Genomic DNA, 20,557 nt, shown 5'->3' on the forward strand with positions numbered 1-20,557 from the left:
GCGCAACCTCACGCCGCAATCGAAGCCCAGCTCATCTGCGCGATGTTGTCTTTTTGCTCATCGCTCAGATGGTTCTGGGTTGCGCGGTGCCATTTCAACGCATTGCGAATACCTCCACCGACAAAGCCAGCCATCGACCTTGGTGCAAAGGATTTCAGCACGCCCTGTTCCTGCGCAAAGGTAAAAATCGCCCGATTGTAATCACGCAGCGGTTTGAATACTTCGGCAACTTCCGGCGTCTCGATCATCGGCAAATTGGTCAGATACTCAAACAGAATGGCGCGGTCTGCATCGGCCCAGAAAAACTCGATATAGCTGTGGATATAGGCCATGACCATCGCCTTGGGGTCGTCAGACCCCGCGTCATCCGTCGCAACAAATGCCGCGTTTATCTGGCTGGCAAGATGTTGATAGACGCCCAGGACCAGCGCGCTCTTGGACGGGAAATAATTATAGATCGATCCCACTGCGATACCGGATTCGCGCGCAATTCGCGACATCGGAAACTCAAGCCCATAGCGCACGATCAACGTCTCGGTCGCCCTTAGAATACGCACGCGTTTGTCGCTTTGCTGCTCGGAAGTGGTGTCATCGGCTGTCTGTGTCTGTTCTTGAAGTGTCATTTTTTCCTCATGCCGCCAGAAACACTGAAATGGGCCAAACCCGGTGGCAAACGGTTGCGGTCAAAGAGCATAGACTTTTCTCAACACTTCGACTTCGGGATGGAGCATAGCGGGCGGAAACTGCAGGTCGACCTCGACGGCATCGGGTGAGAACCGGTAAGAAACCAGCCCGCACCGTTTGTCCCCTACGCGCGGCTGTACATCGTCGGGCAGGGTAAATGCCGTAGCAGGGCACCACACATGACGGGTGTTCCCGCGCCAGTGGTCGCGGGCCTGATGAACGTGCCCACAGGCAAACAGCCGCACATCGGCGGCATCCATCGTCGCGGCCAGCGGGTCGCGATTGACCAGCGGCACATAGCGGTACGGCACGTCCACCGGCTCATCAATTGCATCACGCAGCAACGGCTTGTGACAAAACACCGCCACAGGTCGGCCATCCGTTTCGGCCAGCATCCGGACCAGCCAGTCATGCTGCTGCTTTTCACGCACCAACCCCGAACTGAACAGTTGCGCGTTCAACCCGATCAACCGCCAGCCCGCTTGATCAATCGCCCAGTGATCCGGCCCAAAGTGGTCCTCATAGGTCTGCACCAGCGCGTCCGTCACCGGTTTCGGCGGCACATAGCCGTGATCCGACGGGTTATCGCCTACATCATGATTGCCCGGTATCGCGCGAAAGGGAGTGTTCAGACTGTCCATCGCCTCTTTGCCGAACAGCAGATCATCGCTGCGCGCAGTCGCCTCGACGGCGATATCGCCGGTGTGAACCACCAGATCAGGCTTGTCCTGTTGGATAATCTGTGACGCGACTTCAAAGTTGCCCGCAAACTCGGGGCGTGCGCGTGACAGATGGGTGTCGGTGATCTGTATCAGGGTGAATGTGTCCAAAACGTACCTCGCAATGGCCCTTCGGGGCCGGTTTCCTAACGGGGTCGTAACGTGGTTTCGTGGCAGTTTTGTAATAGAATGAACAATCATTCATTTCACACAACTGTCACCTGCATGTTGGAAAACCGCAATCTAACGGTGGTGTAACGCCGGTTGTCACTTCCTTCCAACCGGAGAACCCCATGCTGTCCTTTTCGCTCAAGACCTTCACCCTTGGTGCGGGACTGGCCGTTGCTGCGTCCCTTGGCGTTGCAACCGGTGCCTTTGCCGAAACCGAGATAACCTTTTACCATTACCAGTCGGGCGGGAACTACGAAGCCTTCCGCGCGATCCTTGATGATTTCGAGGCCCAGAACGAAGGCATCGAAGTCAAAGACATCTTTGCCCAGTCCCAACAGATCACTGCCGAAGTACAGGCTGCCCTTGCTGCCGGTCGTCCTGTCGATGTGGCCACGGTGATCGGCAAGAATATCGTCTATTTCCTGAACAACACCGATGCCGTCGATCTGGTCGAAGCCTCGAAGGGCGACACCGGATGGCTGGACGGCTATCTGCCGAACTTTCTGGATCTGGGCCGCGTGGACGATGCGGTTTATGCCATCCCCCACGCTTACGGCACGCCGATGCTGTATTATAACCGCGCCATCTTTGCCGAGGCAGGGCTGGACCCAGAAACACCCCCGACCACATGGGCAGAGTTTCTGGCAGCAGGCAAAACCATCACCGAAAAGACCGGCAAACCGGGTGGTGCGCATCTGCACGCTTCGATGGGTGATTATGGCACTATGGTCATGGTCACCAACGCAGGCGCGACCTATCTGAACGCCGACGGCACCAAAGCAGAATTCGACAGCCCCGAAGGCATTGCAGCCCTGCAGAACTGGCAGGACATGGCCAAGAACGGCATGATGCCCATCGCAACTGATCGCGATTGGAGCGGTGCATTCATGGGTGGCCAGATGGGGATGTATATCACCTCGTCTGCGGCGTTGCGGTCGGCGGTTGATGCCTCGGAAGGCAAATTCGAACTGGGTATCGCGAACTACCCGCTGTTCAGTGACGCTCCGCGGCGTGTGAACAACTCGGGGGCGGCCTTGATGCTGTACTCCAAAGACGCTGAAAAACAGGCCGCCTCAATGGCCCTGCTACGGTTCATCTCGCAGAAAGAGATCGCAAACCGCTGGTCGCGTGCCTCTGGCTATATGCCGGTTGTCCAAGACCCGCTCAGCGATCCTGCGATGCAGGAATATGTGGCTTCGTTCCCCTATTTGGAACCAGTGATCACCCAGATGTCCCAAACGGTGCCAACCAACGTCTGGCCCGCAAAAGGCACGCTGGAAGCGCAAACCGTCATCCGCGCCATGCTGGATGAATTGTGGGCCGCAAAACGCCCCGCTTCGGAAATCGTGCCCGAAGCCGTGGCCAAGGTAAACGACGCGCTGGCAGTAAACCGGTGAGCCTTCACCGGCCCGAAACACAACTAGTCACCGGAGCGGTCCCTGTCGGGGCCGCTTCTGGTCAACCGTTAGCGCACCCCAAACGCACCGACATTGCGGCCCGCCTTGCGCCATGGCTTTATCTTGCGCCGACGGTCCTGTTGCTGGCTGTGTTCACCTATTGGCCGTTGCTGCAAACTGCATACCTCAGCATGGTTGACTGGAACCTGAACCCCGGCCAGCCAGCCGAATTTGTCGGGCTGGACAACTATGGGCGAGTCACTGGATCAACCTTGTTTCAGGCCGCATTCGTCAACACGCTGATCTATGTCGGCGCCTCTATTCCGCTGAAGGTTCTGTTGCCCATTCCCGTCGCTGTCTTTTTATGGAGTGTCGGGCAAAAGGGCCATTTCTATCGCGCGATCCTGTTCATGCCGACGCTAATCAGCTTTGTGGTGGCGGGCATCGCGTTCTTGTGGATTCTCAATCCGATCTTTGGCTATGCCAAGGTCATCTTCGCCGAGCTTGGCCTGCGCTTTCCCAACCTTCTTGCAGATCCTGATTCCGCGATCTGGGTGATCATCGGCATCTCGACGTGGAAGGTGCTGGGCTTCAACGTATTGATCTATCTGGCTGGTCTGGCCAGCATCAACAAAGAGCTGATCGAAGCCATGCGCATGGACGGTGCCGGAGACATCACGATCTTTCGCCGTCTGATCTGGCCGCTACTGACGCCGACACTGACTTTCGTGACGATTTCTACCGTGATTTTCACGATGCAACAGGTGTTCACCCCAATCGACCTGATGACCGAAGGCGGGCCGTCCAATTCGACGACGAACCTGTTTTACATGATCTACCAATACAGCTTTGTCACCTTTGACGTCGGCGGCGGCGCGGCAGGAACGATGATCCTGTTCACCTTCCTGATGATCATGGCGTTTGTGCAATTCCGCGTGCTCGACCGGCGCGCGCATTACCAACAGTAGGGCCAAATGCAACTTTCCCGTCCCATGCTGATCGTCGGACATATCCTTGTGCTGGCAATCTGCCTGTCCATCCTCTTTCCTATGGCCATCGTGCTGGCCACCGCATTCAAGCCGATGAACGAAATCTATGCAGGCGGACTGTTGCCGCAGGTGCCCACCCTCGAGAATTTTGGCAGACTGTTCGAGAAAACCGCCTTTGGCTGGTATATCTGGAACTCGTCCGGAACCACCCTGTTGCGGGTGATCGGGCAGTTGATCATTGGCGTGCTGGCCGCCTATGCCTTTGCGCGGTTCCGCTTTCCCTATCGCGATGTGCTATTTGCACTGGTGCTGGGAGCGATGATGATCCCGCAGGTGCTGACCATGCTGCCGATTTACATCATGATGGCACAGCTGGGCTGGTTCGACACATGGTGGGCATTGATCGTGCCCAATCTGGCGACACCCATCGCGGTGTTCCTGCTGCGCCAGCACATGATGTCCTTTCCCAACGAGCTGATCGACGCCGCCCAAATGGACGGGGCCGGACATTGGACAACCCTGTGGCGGGTGATCGTGCCCAACCTCGGTCCGGCAATGTCCGCACTGACCATCATCATCTTCATCGACAGCTGGAACGAATACTTCTGGCCGCTGCTGGTCACCGAAAGCGCACAGTCGCGCACAATCCAGATCGGTCTGCGCGAATTTCTGCAAGAGGACATGAACGATTACGGCGCTCTGATGGCCGGTATCATCGTCGCCAGCCTGCCCGCAATTGCTGTCTTTCTGTTCTTTCAACGGCGGGTGATGGACACCTTCGTGTCCTCCGGCCTCAAAGGATAACCCATGGCTTCGATCTCTTTTCACAACATCGCCAAACGCTTTGATACCGCGCAGGCGGTTGCCGACTTCAACCTTGATATTGCCGACGGCGAATTTGTGGTGCTAGTGGGCCCCTCGGGTTGCGGCAAGACTACGTCGCTGCGGATGCTGGCGGGGCTGGAACAACCGACCGGTGGCAGCATCCATCTGGACGGGCAGGACATCACCCATGTGCCCTCCAAGTCACGCGCCCTTGCGATGGTGTTCCAATCTTACGCGCTTTATCCACACATGAGCGTGGGCGAAAACATCTCGTTCGCGCTGTCTCTGCAAAGGGTGCCCAAGGCGCAGATTGTCCCGCAGGTTCAACAGGCCGCAGCGCTTTTGGGCATCGAACACCTGCTGGACCGCAAACCCCGCGCACTGTCCGGCGGCCAACGCCAGCGCGTCGCCGTGGCCCGCGCCATCATCCGCAACCCAAAGGCGTTCCTGTTTGATGAACCGCTCAGCAATCTTGACGCCAAACTGCGCCACTCGGCGCGGGTCGAGATCCGCAAGCTGCAACAAAAGCTGGGCACCACCACCGTTTACGTGACCCACGACCAGATCGAAGCGATGACCATGGCCGACCGGATCGTGGTCATGGAAGGCGGGCGCATCCGTCAGGTCGGTACCCCGATGGAGCTGTACCGAAAGCCGAACAGCAAGTTCGTCGCCGCCTTCCTTGGATCGCCGCCGACCAACTTTATCACCGGTCAGTGTATCCACAATAACGGCAGGGTCCGGTTTGTGAATGACCGCATGGAAATTCCGCTAAATCCGGGCGTTGCAAGCGGCGAAGTCACCTTGGGCATCCGGCCCGAACACGTTACGCCAGTTCACGCCTCGCAAGACCAGATCAGAATTTCCGGTGGCATCCGTTTCGTCGAAGCCTTGGGCGCGGAAACCCTGATTGATATCGACCTTGGCCAAAGCCAGAATGTGACCCGAACGTTGACGGCACGGCTGGCAGGCCAGCACAACCTTGCCCCCGGATCGACGTTGGAAATCGGCTTTTCGCCGCGTGATTCCATGCTTTTTGATGCGCAGGGCGACGCGGTTCCAGAGGCCTTTGCGTGACCACACACAGAGGCAAAACCCCCTATCCGTCGCCCACCAAGATGAACGGCGCCCAATAGCGCGGGTGGGCGTATTTTATCTGGGGATCATCGCGCATCAGCCGCAGCATCGCCTCGACCCGCATTGCCCCGCCGTGTTCAACCGGCGTGTCCAATGCGGTGACCATCGGTGCGGCAGCTTCGGCGGCGCGTTGGTAATACCGTAGTTGCAGCGCCAGCCGTGCCACCAGAAGATCAGGCAACCAAAATCCCTTATGGTCGCCCATGAAGTCTGCGTATTTGTCCACTTCGGTATTCAGCGTCTCGGCGGCGGCCATCGCTTCGGCAGTCTTGCCGTTAAAGAAATCGTCCTGAATCACCCGCGTGCGTTGCCTGATCCAATCCGTTTAACTGTGGGTGTGAGGGGTGTTGTCACGTTAACTTCCGACCCAGGAAGGTATCCTGACGCTCGGGTGTCAAGCTGCTCGGGTGGCGGCATTCCAGGCGTCAAATGCTTCGAGGCGGTGATATCGGATTGTGAGGGCCGAGCGACGGCTTACAGGAACACAAAAGCAATTCCGAATGGCTGAATGAGTAGCCACGAACCGCTGCAAGCCTCCTGGAGACCGATGTCCTTGCATCGTCCGTTCCCGCTTTCGGAATGGGAGATGGCTGTTTTCGGCACGGTTGTTCAGCCCTTTATGCGACCAATGATCCAGGCCCGGCGCAACCTCTCGCTTGGCAGCACCATACGACCGCAGCTTGTCCGTGATGATCCGCTTGGGAATGAAACCAAGACGCTTTATCAGGCTGCGCAACAGCCGTTTTGCGGCCCGTTTGTCCCGTTTCGGTTGGAGTATTTCGTCCAGCACGACGCCATGCTGATCGACCGCGCGCCAAAGCCAATATTTGCGACCAGAGATTTTCACAACGACTTCATCGAGATGCCAGAAATCACCTGGACGATCCTGGCTTAGTCGCAGGTTTCGAGCGATGACCGGCCCGAACTTAATGACCCAACGCCGGATAGTCTCGTAAGAAACGTCGATCCCGCGCGCAAGCAGCATCTCTCCCACTTCGCGAAGGCTCAAATTGAATCGGACATACAGCCACACCGCGTGGGCAATGATTTGAGGAGGGAATCGGTGACGCTTGTAGCTGATGGAGGATGAATTCATCCCTGCAACCTACGCTCAAACCCAGACACGAGCAACCGATCGAGGGTTAACGTGACAACACCCTTGGAATACATTCTTCGCCAAATCGAGTCCGACTGTGATAGTATCCGACATGACCGCTCTCCTTTTTGTGGATCATTGCAGACCCACCTTGGCACATCGATGCCGTCGGGAGGCGGTTACATCATCAGAGCCGCTTACACAGTCTGCTTCGAGGCTCGCGAGATACCATCAGATTACCTTATTACCCCACCACAGCTCATCTCTCTCGACCACCTTGTAGTTTGGCGATAGCAATCTCGATCTGTGCGCCGACGCTGCGCAAGGGTTCGGGCGGAAGCCAAGTCGGCCTTTTCATCCCTAAGCGGTCTTTTAGAAGTTGAGAGGTTTGACCACTGGCTAACTCAGCAAGCAATCTGCCATGGATCGCCCCGCGTGCTAAGCCGGCTCCACCACATCCTGCCGACACATAAATACCCGGCTTGAACTGACCAAAATGATAACCGCCATTCCTCGTAATAGAGGTCACACCACCCCAAACGTGCTGAAACTCATGAGAACGCATTTGAGGAAAGCGGTTTGAGTAGAACGTCGCCAGTAAAGCCCTTACATGACTGCTACTTTGCTCGCGTTCATAGGAGTCTCCACTGCGGATCAGCAGGCGCCGCCCCACCTTGCGAAGCGTGGTACCAATGCGGTGTGCAGGTAGGAGGCCCCAGCTTTGCGCCTCACCCAGCTTGGATAGCTCATCTGCAGGAAGTTCAGGCGTCAGGGCCGCATAGGTAAAAATTCCTACCATACGCCCGATGTTCAATCCCATCGCTCTGGCGTGCAGATTGTTGGTGATGAATATCTGCTCTGCAACAAAGGCACACTTCGAAGTCCGCACCTCGAACGGTCCAAGGCCCGTAATCTCCGTAACAGGTGACTGCTCCAGCAGTGTCACATTGCTTGGCAACGCATCGGCCAAACCGCGATGAAGGGCGGCTGGCTGGACCAGAGCGCGAGTTAGGGACTGAAATCCATACGAGTAGTAATCGGTCCCCGCCAACTGTGATAGGGATGTCCTATTATATTCGGCCTGGTGCATTCCCAAAGCGCGATACGCTTCGTGCGTCTGACGTGCGCCCGCTTCAACCCGAGGAGAGGCCGCGACCGTGACAGTTGGCGAGGTTTCATCCCAGCTGCAATCTATGGCATGACGCTCCGCACTGGTCTTCAGCCAATCGATCCCGGCTTGCGCCATACCCATTTGTCTTTGAGCCCAATCCCTAGAGAAATCTGTCGCATTTGCACTCGGCTCACCTGGGTTCACCAGCAGGTAGCCGGAATTTCGCGAAGTGGCGCCCTCGCCTACAGTCGATGCTTCAAGTACTAAAATGGGATCACCATTTGAAAGCTCGGCAAGTCGGTGAGCAGCAGCAAGTCCAGTGATCCCGGCCCCAATTACAATAGTTTTATACCGCCGCTTCATCGGAAGATCGGTGCGCGGAATCCTTGGCGAGAGCAAGGCGTTCCAGCCTGAAGGCGAGTGGTAGGAAGGTGCATTTAGCATTGGAGAAACTTCTGGAAGATTGCGGCCACAGGATCGTATTTTATCATGCCAGCATAACTCTGCGAGAGGACCAGCCCAACCTCTGCGAGAAGGATTATTCATAACCTATACTTATGAATTAATTGCGCTCAGGCCGTATCGACCTGCATTCATCTCTGCGATGTTAAAATCAAAAATGCCCCTTTAGGAAGAATGAGAACATGACAAGCCGTTCTACAGAACTGGTATCATTTTTGAGAACATTGAATGAGTTTCTTGTGCCACGCGTCAGTGGAAATGCGCAGAAACTTGTTGGACGTATCGACCGAAAACTGGCTTTCCCTGGGCAGACCAAAGGTCCCGCCCGTATATCTCCACCTTTGGTTTGTACACATCTGTTTCCAGCGTTAACCGATGCCGCAAATTCTGACTCGCAACTTTCGCCACTGGTGAACGAACTACGCACACTTGAGCCTTCACTCGTTTGGCGACCAAGAACGGCCGGTGCCGGCGCTAGCGCCAATTTCCTGAACGATCATGCCAATGCGATGATAATCGGCCCAGGCGGGATTGAGGAACGCAGCGATGTGTGGATTGGCCTTTCGCTATTGGCCCCTGGAACTCGCTATCCTGATCATAATCATGCCCCGTCCGAAGTATACTTGGTTCTTTCACCGGGCGAATTTAAGCAAGCGGGTGGGGCTTGGTTTAGCCCAGGTGTTGGGAAGACATTTTACAATTCACCTGGAATCCTGCACGCAATGCGTTCCACACCGGATGAACCCTTGCTGGCACTTTGGCTGCTCGATGTTGAGCGTGAAGAGTGATCTCATCGCAGCTATGTGTGCCAACTTAGGACTCACTAAATAGTACTAGGGCTAGCTGGCCGACTTGCTGACACCGCTGGCAAAAAGCTCCTCTATCTCTTGATCGTTCAAACCAAGTTCGCGCAACACCTCTGCCGAATGCTGCCCCAACCTTGGAGCAGCGATGTCTTGTGCTGCAGTGGTATCCGGCATCTGCACAGGGTTGCGCATACTTACAATGCGCCCCTCGGTCGGATGTTCGTGCGTGCGGAAAAAACCAACTTCATTCAAGTGTTCATCCTTCAGAACACTTTCCAGAGTATGCATTGCCATGACTGGTACATCGGCATCATCAAGTATCTTGACCCAGTCCTGCGACGTGCGTTTCAGAAATACCTCGGCCAAAAAGCCGTAAACATGATCAACGTTGTCCATACGTGAAGCAAAAGTGGCAAAACGGGGATCTTCGTCCATGACTTCCGCGCGACCTATACACGCGAGAAATCGATGCCAGTGGTCGTCTGTATAGAGAAGCACACAAAGATGCCCATCTGCGGTGCGCACTGGCCGTCGAGATGCAGACAATTGGCGGACATAGCCACCCCGATCCAGAGGTGGATCGAAGGTTAGCCCACCCAGATGATCGCTCAGTACGAAGTTCACCATCGTTTCAAACATCGGCACGTCGACTCGTTGGCCGCGTCCTGTTCTGTCACGCTCAATGATTGCAGCCATAATGCCACTCAGCGCAGTCAAGCCCACGATCCGGTCGGCTATGGCTGCCGGCACATACCTAGGCTCATCAGATCCAGAAAGCGTGAACAAATGCGACAAGGTTGATCCACCTTGAATCAGATCATCATAAGCAGGACGTGCGGCGTATCTGCCAGCCTGTCCATAACCATAGAGGCCAGCGTATATGATACGGGAATTGATGGCGTGAATATCGTCCCATGATAACCGTAGCCGACGCATGGCCGCGGGACGTACGTTGTAGACCAACACGTCGGCATTACGGCAAAGATCCAATAAAATCTGGCGTCCAGCATCTGTTTTAAGGTCGAGTACCAGCGACCTTTTTGAACGGTTTGAATTGAGGAACAGAGGCCCCATGCCACTGTGACGAGATGGTCCAACGCTGCGCACCATATCACCTGTTGGCGGTTCAACCTTAATGACGTCAGCACCATAATCGCCCAGAAACTGCGTAGCATAGGGTCCCATCAAAACGGAGGTCAGGTCGATCACCCGCACACCATTCAATGCAGAGATACGGACGCCACTCATGGAATCTTTGTCAGTTGGCTCCATCAGGTGGTTCCCTTCAATCGTGGCATCGCAGCGATTAGGTTTTGTGTGTACGCATTTGCGGGCGATTCGAAGACGTCTCGCACTAAGCCATGTTCCACGATCCGCCCCTCACGCATGACGATGATCTCGTTGCAGATGTTCGAAGCGACGCGCAGATCATGCGTTATAAAAATCATCGAAAAGCCCATCTCGGTGCGAAGTTCGTCAAAAAGGGCAAGGACTTGCGCTTGCACGGTCACATCAAGCGCCGAAACCGCTTCGTCCGCGACGATGATCTCGGGGCGCATAACCAATGCGCGGGCAATGCAGATGCGTTGCCGCTGCCCGCCTGAAAACTCGTGTGGAAACCGGTCCATGGCAGTTTTGCTCAGGCCAACCCGCTCCAACATCGCAACAGCGTCTTGGCGGGCATCTGCTATTGGCATCCCTTGCCGCACTGGCCCTTCGACCATTGATTGGCCGACAGTCCTGCGGGGGTTCAGAGAACTATAGGGATCTTGAAATACCATTTGGACGCGGTTGCGCAATACAGCTTTTGCGCGACCTTTCAATTCTGCACTCTCACGCCCTGCAAAAATAAGACGTCCGCTGCTGGGGGCTTCGAAGCCGACGATTGCGCGTGCCAGAGTGCTTTTACCCGATCCAGATTCTCCAACAATACCAATGGTTTGTCCACTTCGGAGCACCAGAGATGCGTCCTGAACGGCACGCACTTCGCGGGTGGGCCTCAAAAACCCTTTCTGCCGGTAAGTGACAGAGAGATTTTCCACTTTAAGGACCGGTTCCGCGTCGCGCACGGGGGCGGAAAAGCGCAAGCGTGGCACCGCGGCAATCAGATCTCGGGTGTAGGGATCGCGCGGATTGTAAAGCACATCTTGCGTGCTGCCTGCCTCTACGATTCGACCGTGGCGCATGACAACAACACGGTCGGCTACTTCCGCAACGACGCCAAAGTCATGGGTAATCAACATGATGGCGCTGTTGTGCTTATGAAGCAGTTCGCGAAAAAGTTTCAGAATTTGTGCCTGGGTCGTCACATCAAGCGCGGTCGTTGGCTCGTCTGCAATGATAAGTGCCGGCTCCATTGCTAAGGCCATCGCAATCATCACACGCTGTCGCTGACCCCCTGAAATTTGGTGCGGGTATCGTCCATAGATCTGTTCGGGCGTTGGGAGGTGGACATCTTTCATCAGTTCTAGCACACGGCTTTTGATCTGCGCGCCAGAGAGGTCGCGTTTGTGAAGCAGCAACACTTCGGCGATCTGGCGGCCCAGTGGCATCACTGGATTAAGCGCCGTTAAAGGCTCTTGAAAGATCATGGCCATGCGGTTCCCACGCAACCAATCAAGCCGCTGGTTCGAGGCGTGTGTAATATCCTCACCCTCAAGCATGACGCTGCCGCTTTCGATGCGAAGAACGTTGGGTGGCAGAAGGCCCATAACGACTGAAGCCGTGACAGATTTTCCCGAGCCTGATTCACCTACGATGCAGAGAATCTCGCGCGAGGCAATTTCCAAGCTCACATCCTCTACCGCGTAGCGTCGATCCAGCCCATCGGGCAACGCAACAGTCAGGCTACTTATTTCAACTACAGGGGGTGTGGGGATCATGAAGAAACCTTTGCAGCGCGGGAAAGACGGGGATCAAGCCGGTCACGCAGCGAGTCTCCGAGCAAGTTGACAGCCATAACCGTGATCGCCAGCAAGATGCCCGGCGCGATGATGGTCCATGGTGCCCGAATAAATACAGAGCGTCCTTCAGCAAAAACGTTGCCCCATGTGGCTGTCCCTTGAGGAAATCCCACCCCGAGAAAACCCAGAATGGCTTCCGACAAAATCGCGGATGCAAAGACATAGGACGTCTGCACGATCAACGGCGCTATGCAGTTTGGCAAAATGTGACGGAAGAGGATCAGCGGGGTCTGGATGGACATCCCTACCGCAGCCTGAACATACGGTTCCTCGCGCGTGGTCAGCACGACACTGCGCACCAGACGCACCATCCGTGGAATTTCGTTGAACACCAGCGCAGACACAATGGTGACCAATGAAGCCCCCATTAGGGACACGACTGCGACCGCAAACAGAATGTTCGGGATGGCCATGATCGCATCCATTAAGCGCATGATCACACCATCCAGCCGTCGGAAGTACCCGGAAACGAGGCCGATCACCGTGCCAAAAAAGCCTGCTACCGTTGCGGTCAACAGCCCGACGAGAAGAGACAGTTTGGCTCCTTCCAGCGTCAGCGCAAAAATATCACGACCCATCGCATCAGTTCCAAAAAGTGCCAGATCGGAAGGAGGCTGCAAGCGCATCCGTGGACGCAGGCGGGTCAACCCGTCATCCATCAGGAAAGGGGCGACTATTGAAACAGCCGCGATTGCAAGCAGCAAGAAGGCACAGACCAAAGGCAAGCGATAGCCGCTGAGAAAAGAGCGCGCACTATGCAGGCGCGCAGTCGGGACTGATGGGGTCAATGAGGGCACCTTAGTATCTGATCCGAGGATCGATGAGGAGGTATGCAATGTCGATCAACAGGTTGATACCGACGTAAATCATCGCAAAGAACAGCATCAGCCCCTGTACGACCGGGTAGTCCCGTGCGAGGATGGCATCGATGGTCAATCGCCCGATACCGGGGATATTAAATACGCTTTCAGTGACCACTACGCCGGAGATCAACATGGCTATGCCTAACCCGATCACCGTGATGATCGGCACCGCCGAGTTCGGCAGTGCATGACGCCATAAGATGCGACCGGCAGGATTGCCTTTGGCTCGAGCGGTGCGCACAAAATCTTGCCCTAAAACTTCAAGCAGACTGGACCGCGTGACGCGGGTGATCAACGCCATGAACACAAGTGCGAGCGTAATCGAGGGCAGCACCAAGTGTCGCAATCCAGTCAATGGGTCATCAAAGACACTGACATAGCCTTGCACTGGCAGCAGTTGCCACTGCACTGCGAAAAGCAGCATTAGGATATAGCCCACAACGAAGGCGGGCATCGAAAAACCCGCGACGGAAAAAGCCATAACCAGACGGTCTGTCAACGTGTTATGGCGCAAAGCTGCAAAAGCCCCGAGCGGCACGGCGACAATCACGGTGAGAACAATGGCAGACAGTGCCAGCATAAGCGTAGCCTCTAGTCTGTCGAAGATCAGCGTAGTGACAGGGAGACGTGATAGCACGGATTGACCCAGATCTCCGGTCACCACTCCGCCTATCCAGCTTGCGAACTGGACCAGCAGTGGCTGGTCCAGACCCATTTCGCTTCGGATAGCAGCAATCGCTTCGGGCGTAGCGGTGTCACCGGCGATGATCGCCGCCGGATCACCGGGACTGAGCCGCAGCAGGCTGAACACGATAACCGCGACAATCAGCATAACCGGGACCGCGGCCAAGACGCGCAAAACGATCAGTCGCAGCATCAGGCCTTATCCAGCCCGTAGACGACGTGGATAGGGGCATTTTCGAAATCCGAAAGTTCGGGTCGGAGAGCTGTGTATTGCGCGTAGGTGCCCAGAGGAATGTAGAACACCTGATCGTAAGCGCGTTCTTGCATTTCTTCGACGATGGCGAAGCGCTCGTCGTCAGTGCTTGCCGCCTGATAGCGCGATTTCAACGCTTCGGTTTCGGGGTCATCCACGAAACCTGTATATCCGTCGAGGCCGCGTGCATCAAAATTTGGGTTGCCTAAGGGTGAGATCAGATCAATCAGGTCAAACACAGCATGGGCAAGGTTCCAGCCCCCTTCGGATGGCAACGTAGTCCGCGTCCTTCGCTCAAGAAAGGCGGACCATTCCATAGTTTCGATCTTGCTCGGAATGCCGATGGCCTCAAGCACCTGTTGCGTCATAGGAGCGAGGGCAGAGAATGATGCAATATCGCCCGGTGTGATGATTGTAATCGGCGTGCCGTCATAGCCCGCTTCAGCCACGAGGGCGCGCGCTTCTTCTACGTTGTCCAAACTGCCTTCGACATATCCGGCGTCGGTTTCCAGCGGAGTACCGCATCCGAAGTATGCGGGGCAAGTTTCATACGCGCTTGGGTCGCCCACCACGATATCCATATAGTCGATCTGGCTAACGACCAGTTGAACCGCACGGCGCATCCGCACATCGTCGAAGGGCGCTTGCGACCAGTTGAACCGAACAGTTGATGCCGTAGGGCTGGCACGTGCCACCAGCTTCACATCAGTGCCTTCAAAGCGGCTGCGCCCGTCTGGACTTACACTTTCGATGATGTCCAATTCATTATTAATCAACGCACTGATGGCCGTATCGGGGCTTGGGAACCAGATCACTTCAATCCGTGCCGCACGCGGAACCTTTCCACCCGCCAGACCGTCCGCAGGCTCGTCACGCGGAATGTAGTCTTCGTTGCGCGCGTAGGCCCAGCTTGCGCCCGGACGGAATTCATCCGCTAAGAACTTGTAAGGACCCGAGCCCACAACCTCTTCCAGCATGGTAGAAGGATCAAGGTCGGCAATCCGTTTCGGCATCACGAATAACGGCCGAGAGCTAGGGCGCGCCATCGCTTCGATCATAGCTCCAAAAGGTTCCTTCAAGCGGAACATAAAGGTTTTGTCGTCTACCGCTTCGAGTGTTTCAGTCACCTCTTTCAGCCGCAAGCCAACGACGTCCTTTTGCCACCAGCGGGTTATCGAAGGTACAACATCTGCAGCGGTCACGGGAGCACCATCATGAAAGGCTAGTCCATCCCGCAAGATGAATGTCCATTCCAGTCCATCATCGGTAACTTCGTGCGAGCCGATCATTTGCGGCTGAGGCGTAAAGCTAGAATCCAGCGAATACAAAGTGTCGTAAACAAGATAGGAATGGTTCCGTGTGATATACGCGGGTGTTGCGACCGGATCTAGCACGCGCAAGGCCGCGTGAGGCGCAAAGCGGATAACCGCATCACCGGTTTCAGTTTGAGCATAGGCAGACCGGCCGGTTGCGGCCATCAGCATTGCGCTTGCAGACATTATCAGCGCTTGGCGACGGTTCATATTCATTGTGGTAGCTCCCTTTTATGTTCGTTGAACTCTTTTAAGCTTCTCGGCGTATTTAATTCTTGTTCTTAGTAGCTCTTGCCGCGGCGTGGATCCGGCCAGAATGAGGTATTCGCCCGCGCAGGTCCGCCACTTGCAGCCATTGGGACTCCGTCTGCCCGCCAACAAGATGCGCCTTCCATCTGCCCACCGGGGAGAAAGCGGATTGCGCCCATGCCGCCAGCTACGTGAGCCACAGGCAAAATGGTATGACCACGCGCAGCCAGCGCATTACGGGTAGCCTCGGGGATGCTGTCTTCGATTTCGACTTCTTGCCCCCACGTAAAAATCCGCGGCGCCTCGACGGCCTGTTGCAGTGTCATATTGTGATCTATCAGGTTGATTACCGCCTGTAGTGCGGATGCTGGAATGCGGTGCGCACCAGGCAACCCGAGGGCAAAGGCCGGTTTTCCATCACGCCGCACAATAAGCGCGGTGATGCCGCTAGTGATCCGCTTGCCAGGCATCAACGACAGCGCGTTTCCCGGATGAGGATCGAACAGGTACATGTAGTTGTTGGGAATGATGCCGGTGCCTGGAACGACGACTCGCGCACCAAAAAGGCTGTTTATCGTCTGGGTCGATGAGACGATGTTACCCTCTGCGTCGGCGATGGTTACATGCGTGGTGTTATTGGATTCATTCGTCAGGATACGCGCCTCTTGAAACCGCGCCCTATCAGGGTGGATATCGCCGCGCCGAATATCGGCATAGTCTTTGGAGACCAAACGTTCCAGCGGCACGTCAAAGAAGTCGGGGTCGGCGGTGACAGCTAGTCGGTCGGCCGCGGCAATTTTTAGCGCCTCGATCAGCCGGTGCAGGGTCTTTTCACTACCAAACCCATCTCCACCGACGTCCCAGGGCTCCAACAAATTGAGAACTTGCAAAACCTGTACTCCACCGGAACAGGGCGGCGGTGGTCCGAAAATCTCATGCCCCCGATAGGTGCCCGTGACGGGGGCGCGGCGGATCATTTTATAGTCCCGGATGTCCTGCTCGGTAACAAGGGTACCCGAACCTGCCAAAAAATCGCGCAGCTTTTCACCCAACGGCCCTTGCAACAATGCATCGGGGCCACCTTTGGCAATGGCACGCAGGGTCTGCGCATAATCGGACTGCACAAGCCGCTCACCGGCCGCAAGAGGTTCTCCATCAAGCAGGAAGACCGAAGCAATAGAAGGATCAAGCGCGAGGTCAGGCGCAATTTCGGCGATGCAGGTAGCAAGGTAAGGCGACAGAACAAAACCGTCCTCGGCATACCGGATTGCGGGACCAATCAATTGCTTTAGTGGCAATTTCCCGTGGCGCTCTGCCATGTCGCACCATGCGATCAAATTGCCAGGAACGGCGATGGCCCGCGGCCCGACCCGATTGGCACGACCACGTGTCTCCATGTAGTCCGGCCAAGTGTCGGCGATGGGTTCGTATATGTCTGGGCGGGCAGCAGCGGGCGCACGTGCCAGCCCATCATAGACGTGAACCGCACCATCTGCTTGCTGCACCACTGAGGTGCCGCCCCCGAAAATACCCACCATCATCGGCTCGACCACGGTCAACGCAAACAAAGCTGCTACCGTTGCATCAAAAGCGTTTCCTCCAGCGGCTAACATCTCGAGTGCCGCGGCTGAGGCAAGTGGATGGTTGGTAACGGCCACCCCGCCAGAGCCTGACACCGGCTGTTTCTCGCAAGCGAATATCAGGTCGGTCTCGTCAGTGGATAGTTCAGCCATAATGCGTCTCCTCAAGCACAGATTTCAATGGCCCTACACCCTTCCGATGCGAACGACCTGCCGTGCAACCCCGCCGTCCACTTGAGTATGAGTCCATCATGTCAATCACATCAATATATAGAAGGCTCAAAATGCATAACTTTAAGTTCTACGATTTTTGACGCAGCCCGTGCGTCTTTCACTGACCATCTCGAATAATCTCAACATCTGCAAAAGGGATTGCCTATTGGCTGCGCTTATTCATTATTAGCTCTTACAGCATAAGGAAAATCCCTTGGGACAGCGCCCCAGTACCGGCAACATCGAACTTCGGCATCTGCGCTACTTTCTCGCAGTGGTTGACGAGATGAGCTTCAGCCTCGCGGCAGAACAGCTCAACATTGCCCAACCCGGCCTTAGCCAGCAAATCAAAACGCTTGAAAGCATCTTACGCGTTACCCTTCTCGATAGGTCCCGCCGCCAGCTAAGGCTAACACTGGCCGGAGAGGTCTTTGCCAAGGATATCCGCCGCATCCTCGCACAGGTTGAGCGCGCAACTCAGACCGCGCAACGTGCAGCACGGGGGGAAATAGGCTCACTTGCTATCGGCTATGTCGGATCTGCAGCTTATGCCGGTGCGCTAACCAGACTGGTCGGAGCATTTCGCAACAGCCATCCCGATGTCGATCTCGAGATCGCTGAAATGGAAATGCTGTCGCAGATCGAAGCCATCGGTCAGGGGGGTCTTGACATAGGGTTCATTCGCCCACCTGTGCCGCTGCCTGACGGAGTCGCCACAGTGACTGTACTGCTGGAGGATTTGTTGATCGCCTTACCAGGAGTTCACCAGCATGCCCCCGACGCCAAGGTGAAGCTGACCGATTTGGCCGAAGACGACTTTATTACCCCGCAACATCCACCTCAGGTCAGCTTCCACGCCTACACGGTCGATGCCTGCGGGAAGGCGGGATTTCATCCACGGCTAGGGCCGCAGGGGCGCGATTTCATGACAATTGCCAGCATGGTTTCTGTCGGGCTCGGCGTGGCACTGGTGCCCCAATCTGTACAATGCATCCAACTGCCAAATGTTGTTTACCGCCCCATCGCCGACACACCGCCGAAAGGAGAACTGGCGCTTGCCTATCGACGTGGCGATCCATCCGCAGCGGTTCAGAACTTCGTACAACTTGCCCGTAGTGCAGCCAAACAAGAGCGACGACCATGAGTTGGTTGCATGATAGCCCCACCGTCTCAAGTGCCACAGCGCCAATTATTGCAAGAGTTTCCTACCACAAAGACAGCATCAACGGGCGCACCCATTCCCATGACCGCGCACAGTTCATACTCGCAGTGACGCAGCCAGCGCGCCTGACACTACCAGGAGGCGATTTAGTTCTGAAATCTGGAATGGGAGCATGGCTTCCCGAGCGGATACTGCACAAGGTGTCTGCAAGAAACGGCCCGATGTTCCATTCTCTTTACATCGAACCGGAGTTGGCGAACAAAATACCTTTACGCACGGGCCCGATTGAACCCACACCGCTTTTATCCCACATGATCACACGTCTGGTAACACTATCAGAGCATGAAGAGGCCGCCGCAGTTTACCCACACTTGGTCGCACTAATATTGGCAGAGCTAGAGGTTTTAGCGAGCTCGGAGAGCGCCACTCTAGTTTTGCCAGACGATCAGCAGTTACGTCGGATCTGTGAAACTTTGCTCCACCATCCCGCTGACGGACGTACGCTAGATGACTGGGCGACGGTTTTAGGCAGCAGCCGAAGAAGGCTTGAAAGGCACTTTGCCGCCGATGTCGGAATGACGTTTTGAATCGCCCCGGGTTTGTCGGAGACCATCAACTTAAGTAAGGATGATGGTTATGACGAAAAGCAAAATGGCAAATCGCTACTCGCCTGAGGTCCGCGCACGTGCGGTCCGGATGGTGTTTGAGCATCAAGGTTCATACGAAACGCAGGCGGGCGCGATTGCGGCCATTGCACCCAAGATCGGCTGTATTCCCCAGACCTTGAGCGGATGGGTCAAGCAGGCCGAGAAAGACAGCGGCATGCGCGACGGGGTGACAACCGAAGAGCGTGATCGCATCAAGACGCTGGAACGGGAAAACCGTGAGCTGCGCCAGGCGAATGAAATTCTTCGCAAGGCGTCAGCTTATTTTGCGCAGGCGGAACTCGACCGCCCACTCAAGCGATGATCGGCTTCATCGACGATCAAAGGGCTGTTTACGGTGTCGAGTCGATCTGCAGGGTGCTGCCGATCGCGCCGTCAACATATTACCACCGATTGGCGTGCCTTGCTGATCCATCCAGAACTTGGGCCCGGCATCAGCGCGACACGGAGCTGCGTCCCGAGATCAAGCGTGTCTGGGATGAGAATTATCAGGTCTACGGGGTGCGTAAGGCATGGCATCAGCTGAAGCGGGAGGGCTTTATGCTCGCGCGTTGCACCGTGGAGCGCCTGATGAAACAGATCGGGATCCGTGGGGCTGTGCGCGGCAAGGTGGCCAAAACAACCGTCCCTGACACGTCAGCGCCTTGTCCGCGTGACAAGGTGAACCGCGTGTTCCGAGCACCAGCTCCGAACCTTCTCTGGGTCAGCGATTTTACGTATGTGTCGACGTGGCAGGGCTTTGTCTATGTGGCCTTCGTCATCGATACGTTTGCTGATCGCATCGTCGGATGGCGGGTCTCGCGATCCGCCAAAACGGACTTTGTTCTCGATGCTTTGGAGCAGGCCCTGCATGATCGACGGCCGGTCCAGAAAAGTGGATTGGTTCACCATTCGGATCGCGGCGGTCAATATTTGTCCATTCGTTACACCGAGCGTTTGGCTGAGGCTGGCATCGAACCGTCGGTCGGCAGCGTCGGGGATTCCTATGATAACGCCCTCGCTGAGACAATTAACGGTCTCTACAAAACAGAGCTGGTCCATCGCCAAGGACCGTGGCGCAACATGCAGGATCTGGAACTGGCCACCCTCGGCTGGGTCGATTGGTTCAACAACCGGCGCCTGCTGGGCCCCATCGGAAACATCCCGCCAGCAGAGGCTGAACAGAACTTCTATGCACAGCACGACGTGCTCGATATGGTCGCGTGAAATGAAGCT

General features: G+C 55.9%; 19 protein-coding genes and 1 other annotated feature. Of the genes, 8 read left to right on the forward strand and 11 right to left on the reverse strand.

Annotated elements, in window-relative coordinates; translation table 11 throughout:
- Positions 1 to 8: 8 nt before the first annotated feature.
- The gene (locus tag SULPSESMR1_RS17650) at positions 9 to 623 is read right to left on the reverse strand and encodes a TetR/AcrR family transcriptional regulator (RefSeq protein WP_089422412.1); all 615 of its coding nucleotides are present in this window, start codon (positions 621 to 623) and stop codon (positions 9 to 11) included.
- Between the two features lie 60 nt (positions 624 to 683).
- On the reverse strand, positions 684 to 1,514 hold the full coding sequence (locus SULPSESMR1_RS17655) for a metallophosphoesterase family protein (RefSeq protein ID WP_157729039.1): 831 nt from the start codon (positions 1,512 to 1,514) through the stop codon (positions 684 to 686).
- A gap of 182 nt (positions 1,515 to 1,696) precedes the next feature.
- On the opposite strand from SULPSESMR1_RS17655, the gene SULPSESMR1_RS17660 reads away from it, so the two are divergent.
- The 4 genes from SULPSESMR1_RS17660 to SULPSESMR1_RS17675 are packed head-to-tail and all read left to right on the forward strand — an operon-like array spanning position 1,697 to position 5,862.
- Entirely contained in the window at positions 1,697 to 2,971 is a 1,275-nt protein-coding gene (locus SULPSESMR1_RS17660; protein ID WP_089422414.1) for an ABC transporter substrate-binding protein, read from the forward strand.
- Positions 2,968 to 3,939 carry a carbohydrate ABC transporter permease gene (locus SULPSESMR1_RS17665; protein WP_089422415.1) on the forward strand — a complete coding sequence of 324 codons (972 nt, stop codon included), beginning with the start codon at positions 2,968 to 2,970 and terminating at the stop codon, positions 3,937 to 3,939. The genes SULPSESMR1_RS17660 and SULPSESMR1_RS17665 overlap by 4 nt, the downstream gene beginning before the upstream one ends.
- Positions 3,940 to 3,945: 6 nt before the next feature.
- Positions 3,946 to 4,764 carry a carbohydrate ABC transporter permease gene (locus SULPSESMR1_RS17670; protein WP_089422416.1) on the forward strand — a complete coding sequence of 273 codons (819 nt, stop codon included), beginning with the start codon at positions 3,946 to 3,948 and terminating at the stop codon, positions 4,762 to 4,764.
- Between the two features lie 3 nt (positions 4,765 to 4,767).
- Positions 4,768 to 5,862: an ABC transporter ATP-binding protein gene (locus SULPSESMR1_RS17675; protein ID WP_089422417.1), complete on the forward strand. Its 1,095-nt coding sequence runs from the start codon at positions 4,768 to 4,770 to the stop codon at positions 5,860 to 5,862.
- A 22-nt stretch (positions 5,863 to 5,884) separates the two neighbouring features.
- Here the strand turns inward: SULPSESMR1_RS17675 and SULPSESMR1_RS17680 are convergent, their stop codons facing one another.
- From SULPSESMR1_RS17680 to SULPSESMR1_RS17690, 3 genes are all read right to left on the reverse strand, one after another.
- Positions 5,885 to 6,220, reverse strand: coding sequence for a hypothetical protein (locus SULPSESMR1_RS17680; RefSeq protein WP_089422418.1), 336 nt, complete (start codon positions 6,218 to 6,220; stop codon positions 5,885 to 5,887).
- 96 nt (positions 6,221 to 6,316) lie between these two features.
- Positions 6,317 to 7,018: an IS6 family transposase gene (locus tag SULPSESMR1_RS17685; protein WP_089422419.1), complete on the reverse strand. Its 702-nt coding sequence runs from the start codon at positions 7,016 to 7,018 to the stop codon at positions 6,317 to 6,319.
- A 259-nt stretch (positions 7,019 to 7,277) separates the two neighbouring features.
- Positions 7,278 to 8,573 (reverse strand): NAD(P)/FAD-dependent oxidoreductase, encoded by a 1,296-nt coding sequence (locus SULPSESMR1_RS17690; protein ID WP_157729040.1) that lies wholly within the window; start codon positions 8,571 to 8,573, stop codon positions 7,278 to 7,280.
- 200 nt (positions 8,574 to 8,773) lie between these two features.
- Between SULPSESMR1_RS17690 and SULPSESMR1_RS17695 the strand changes: the two genes are divergently transcribed.
- Entirely contained in the window at positions 8,774 to 9,379 is a 606-nt protein-coding gene (locus SULPSESMR1_RS17695; RefSeq protein WP_089422421.1) for a dimethylsulfonioproprionate lyase family protein, read from the forward strand.
- Between the two features lie 51 nt (positions 9,380 to 9,430).
- On the opposite strand, the gene SULPSESMR1_RS17700 is transcribed toward SULPSESMR1_RS17695, so the two are convergent.
- The 6 genes from SULPSESMR1_RS17700 to ggt all read right to left on the reverse strand — a co-directional run bounded on the left by SULPSESMR1_RS17700 (position 9,431) and on the right by ggt (position 17,455).
- Complete coding sequence (locus SULPSESMR1_RS17700) at positions 9,431 to 10,669, reverse strand: CaiB/BaiF CoA transferase family protein (RefSeq protein WP_240311302.1); 1,239 nt, start codon at positions 10,667 to 10,669, stop codon at positions 9,431 to 9,433.
- Positions 10,669 to 12,279 (reverse strand): ABC transporter ATP-binding protein, encoded by a 1,611-nt coding sequence (locus SULPSESMR1_RS17705; protein WP_089422422.1) that lies wholly within the window; start codon positions 12,277 to 12,279, stop codon positions 10,669 to 10,671. The genes SULPSESMR1_RS17700 and SULPSESMR1_RS17705 overlap by 1 nt, the downstream gene beginning before the upstream one ends.
- A complete protein-coding gene (locus tag SULPSESMR1_RS17710; protein ID WP_205387965.1) occupies positions 12,276 to 13,007 on the reverse strand; it encodes an ABC transporter permease in 732 nt (243 codons plus the stop codon). Before SULPSESMR1_RS17710 ends, SULPSESMR1_RS17705 begins: the two co-directional genes overlap by 4 nt.
- A 151-nt stretch (positions 13,008 to 13,158) precedes the next feature.
- Complete coding sequence (locus SULPSESMR1_RS17715) at positions 13,159 to 14,100, reverse strand: ABC transporter permease (RefSeq protein WP_089422424.1); 942 nt, start codon at positions 14,098 to 14,100, stop codon at positions 13,159 to 13,161.
- Positions 14,100 to 15,689: an ABC transporter substrate-binding protein gene (locus SULPSESMR1_RS17720; protein WP_089422425.1), complete on the reverse strand. Its 1,590-nt coding sequence runs from the start codon at positions 15,687 to 15,689 to the stop codon at positions 14,100 to 14,102. Before SULPSESMR1_RS17720 ends, SULPSESMR1_RS17715 begins: the two co-directional genes overlap by 1 nt.
- A 65-nt stretch (positions 15,690 to 15,754) precedes the next feature.
- Positions 15,755 to 17,455, reverse strand: coding sequence for a gamma-glutamyltransferase (gene ggt / locus SULPSESMR1_RS17725; protein WP_089422426.1), 1,701 nt, complete (start codon positions 17,453 to 17,455; stop codon positions 15,755 to 15,757).
- A gap of 274 nt (positions 17,456 to 17,729) precedes the next feature.
- Here ggt and SULPSESMR1_RS17730 point away from each other — a divergent pair, with 274 nt between their 5' ends.
- From SULPSESMR1_RS17730 to SULPSESMR1_RS17740, 3 genes are all read left to right on the forward strand, one after another.
- Positions 17,730 to 18,659, forward strand: coding sequence for a LysR family transcriptional regulator (locus SULPSESMR1_RS17730; RefSeq protein ID WP_089422427.1), 930 nt, complete (start codon positions 17,730 to 17,732; stop codon positions 18,657 to 18,659).
- Positions 18,656 to 19,264, forward strand: a complete 609-nt coding sequence (locus SULPSESMR1_RS17735) for an AraC family transcriptional regulator (RefSeq protein ID WP_114284529.1) — start codon at positions 18,656 to 18,658, stop codon at positions 19,262 to 19,264. The genes SULPSESMR1_RS17730 and SULPSESMR1_RS17735 overlap by 4 nt, the downstream gene beginning before the upstream one ends.
- Before the next feature lie 49 nt (positions 19,265 to 19,313).
- Positions 19,314 to 20,548 (forward strand): IS3 family transposase gene (locus SULPSESMR1_RS17740; RefSeq protein WP_089422740.1). Its coding sequence is split into 2 segments (ribosomal slippage): positions 19,314 to 19,608 and positions 19,608 to 20,548, totalling 1,236 coding nucleotides; the frame shifts between segments, so codons are not numbered across the junction.
- Positions 19,601 to 19,717 (forward strand) — a sequence feature (AL1L pseudoknot). (Overlaps the previous gene by 117 nt.)
- Positions 20,549 to 20,557: the final 9 nt, after the last annotated feature.

It is taken from the genome of Pseudosulfitobacter pseudonitzschiae (genome assembly GCF_002222635.1).
GTDB classification, from domain to species: Bacteria; Pseudomonadota; Alphaproteobacteria; order Rhodobacterales; family Rhodobacteraceae; genus Pseudosulfitobacter; species Pseudosulfitobacter pseudonitzschiae_A.

What these genes read in the sequence shown, in the direction of transcription:
- SULPSESMR1_RS17685 (WP_089422419.1), bottom strand. Translation starts at nt 7,018, where the DNA reads ATGAATTCATCCTCCATCAGCTACAAGCGTCACCGATTCCCTCCTCAA.
- SULPSESMR1_RS17670 (WP_089422416.1), top strand. Translation starts at nt 3,946, where the DNA reads ATGCAACTTTCCCGTCCCATGCTGATCGTCGGACATATCCTTGTGCTG.
- SULPSESMR1_RS17705 (WP_089422422.1), bottom strand. Translation starts at nt 12,279, where the DNA reads ATGATCCCCACACCCCCTGTAGTTGAAATAAGTAGCCTGACTGTTGCG.
- SULPSESMR1_RS17735 (WP_114284529.1), top strand. Translation starts at nt 18,656, where the DNA reads ATGAGTTGGTTGCATGATAGCCCCACCGTCTCAAGTGCCACAGCGCCA.
- SULPSESMR1_RS17660 (WP_089422414.1), top strand. Translation starts at nt 1,697, where the DNA reads ATGCTGTCCTTTTCGCTCAAGACCTTCACCCTTGGTGCGGGACTGGCC.
- SULPSESMR1_RS17675 (WP_089422417.1), top strand. Translation starts at nt 4,768, where the DNA reads ATGGCTTCGATCTCTTTTCACAACATCGCCAAACGCTTTGATACCGCG.
- SULPSESMR1_RS17695 (WP_089422421.1), top strand. Translation starts at nt 8,774, where the DNA reads ATGACAAGCCGTTCTACAGAACTGGTATCATTTTTGAGAACATTGAAT.
- SULPSESMR1_RS17700 (WP_240311302.1), bottom strand. Translation starts at nt 10,669, where the DNA reads ATGGAGCCAACTGACAAAGATTCCATGAGTGGCGTCCGTATCTCTGCA.
- ggt (WP_089422426.1), bottom strand. Translation starts at nt 17,455, where the DNA reads ATGGCTGAACTATCCACTGACGAGACCGACCTGATATTCGCTTGCGAG.
- SULPSESMR1_RS17650 (WP_089422412.1), bottom strand. Translation starts at nt 623, where the DNA reads ATGACACTTCAAGAACAGACACAGACAGCCGATGACACCACTTCCGAG.
- SULPSESMR1_RS17690 (WP_157729040.1), bottom strand. Translation starts at nt 8,573, where the DNA reads ATGCTAAATGCACCTTCCTACCACTCGCCTTCAGGCTGGAACGCCTTG.
- SULPSESMR1_RS17720 (WP_089422425.1), bottom strand. Translation starts at nt 15,689, where the DNA reads ATGAATATGAACCGTCGCCAAGCGCTGATAATGTCTGCAAGCGCAATG.
- SULPSESMR1_RS17715 (WP_089422424.1), bottom strand. Translation starts at nt 14,100, where the DNA reads ATGCTGCGACTGATCGTTTTGCGCGTCTTGGCCGCGGTCCCGGTTATG.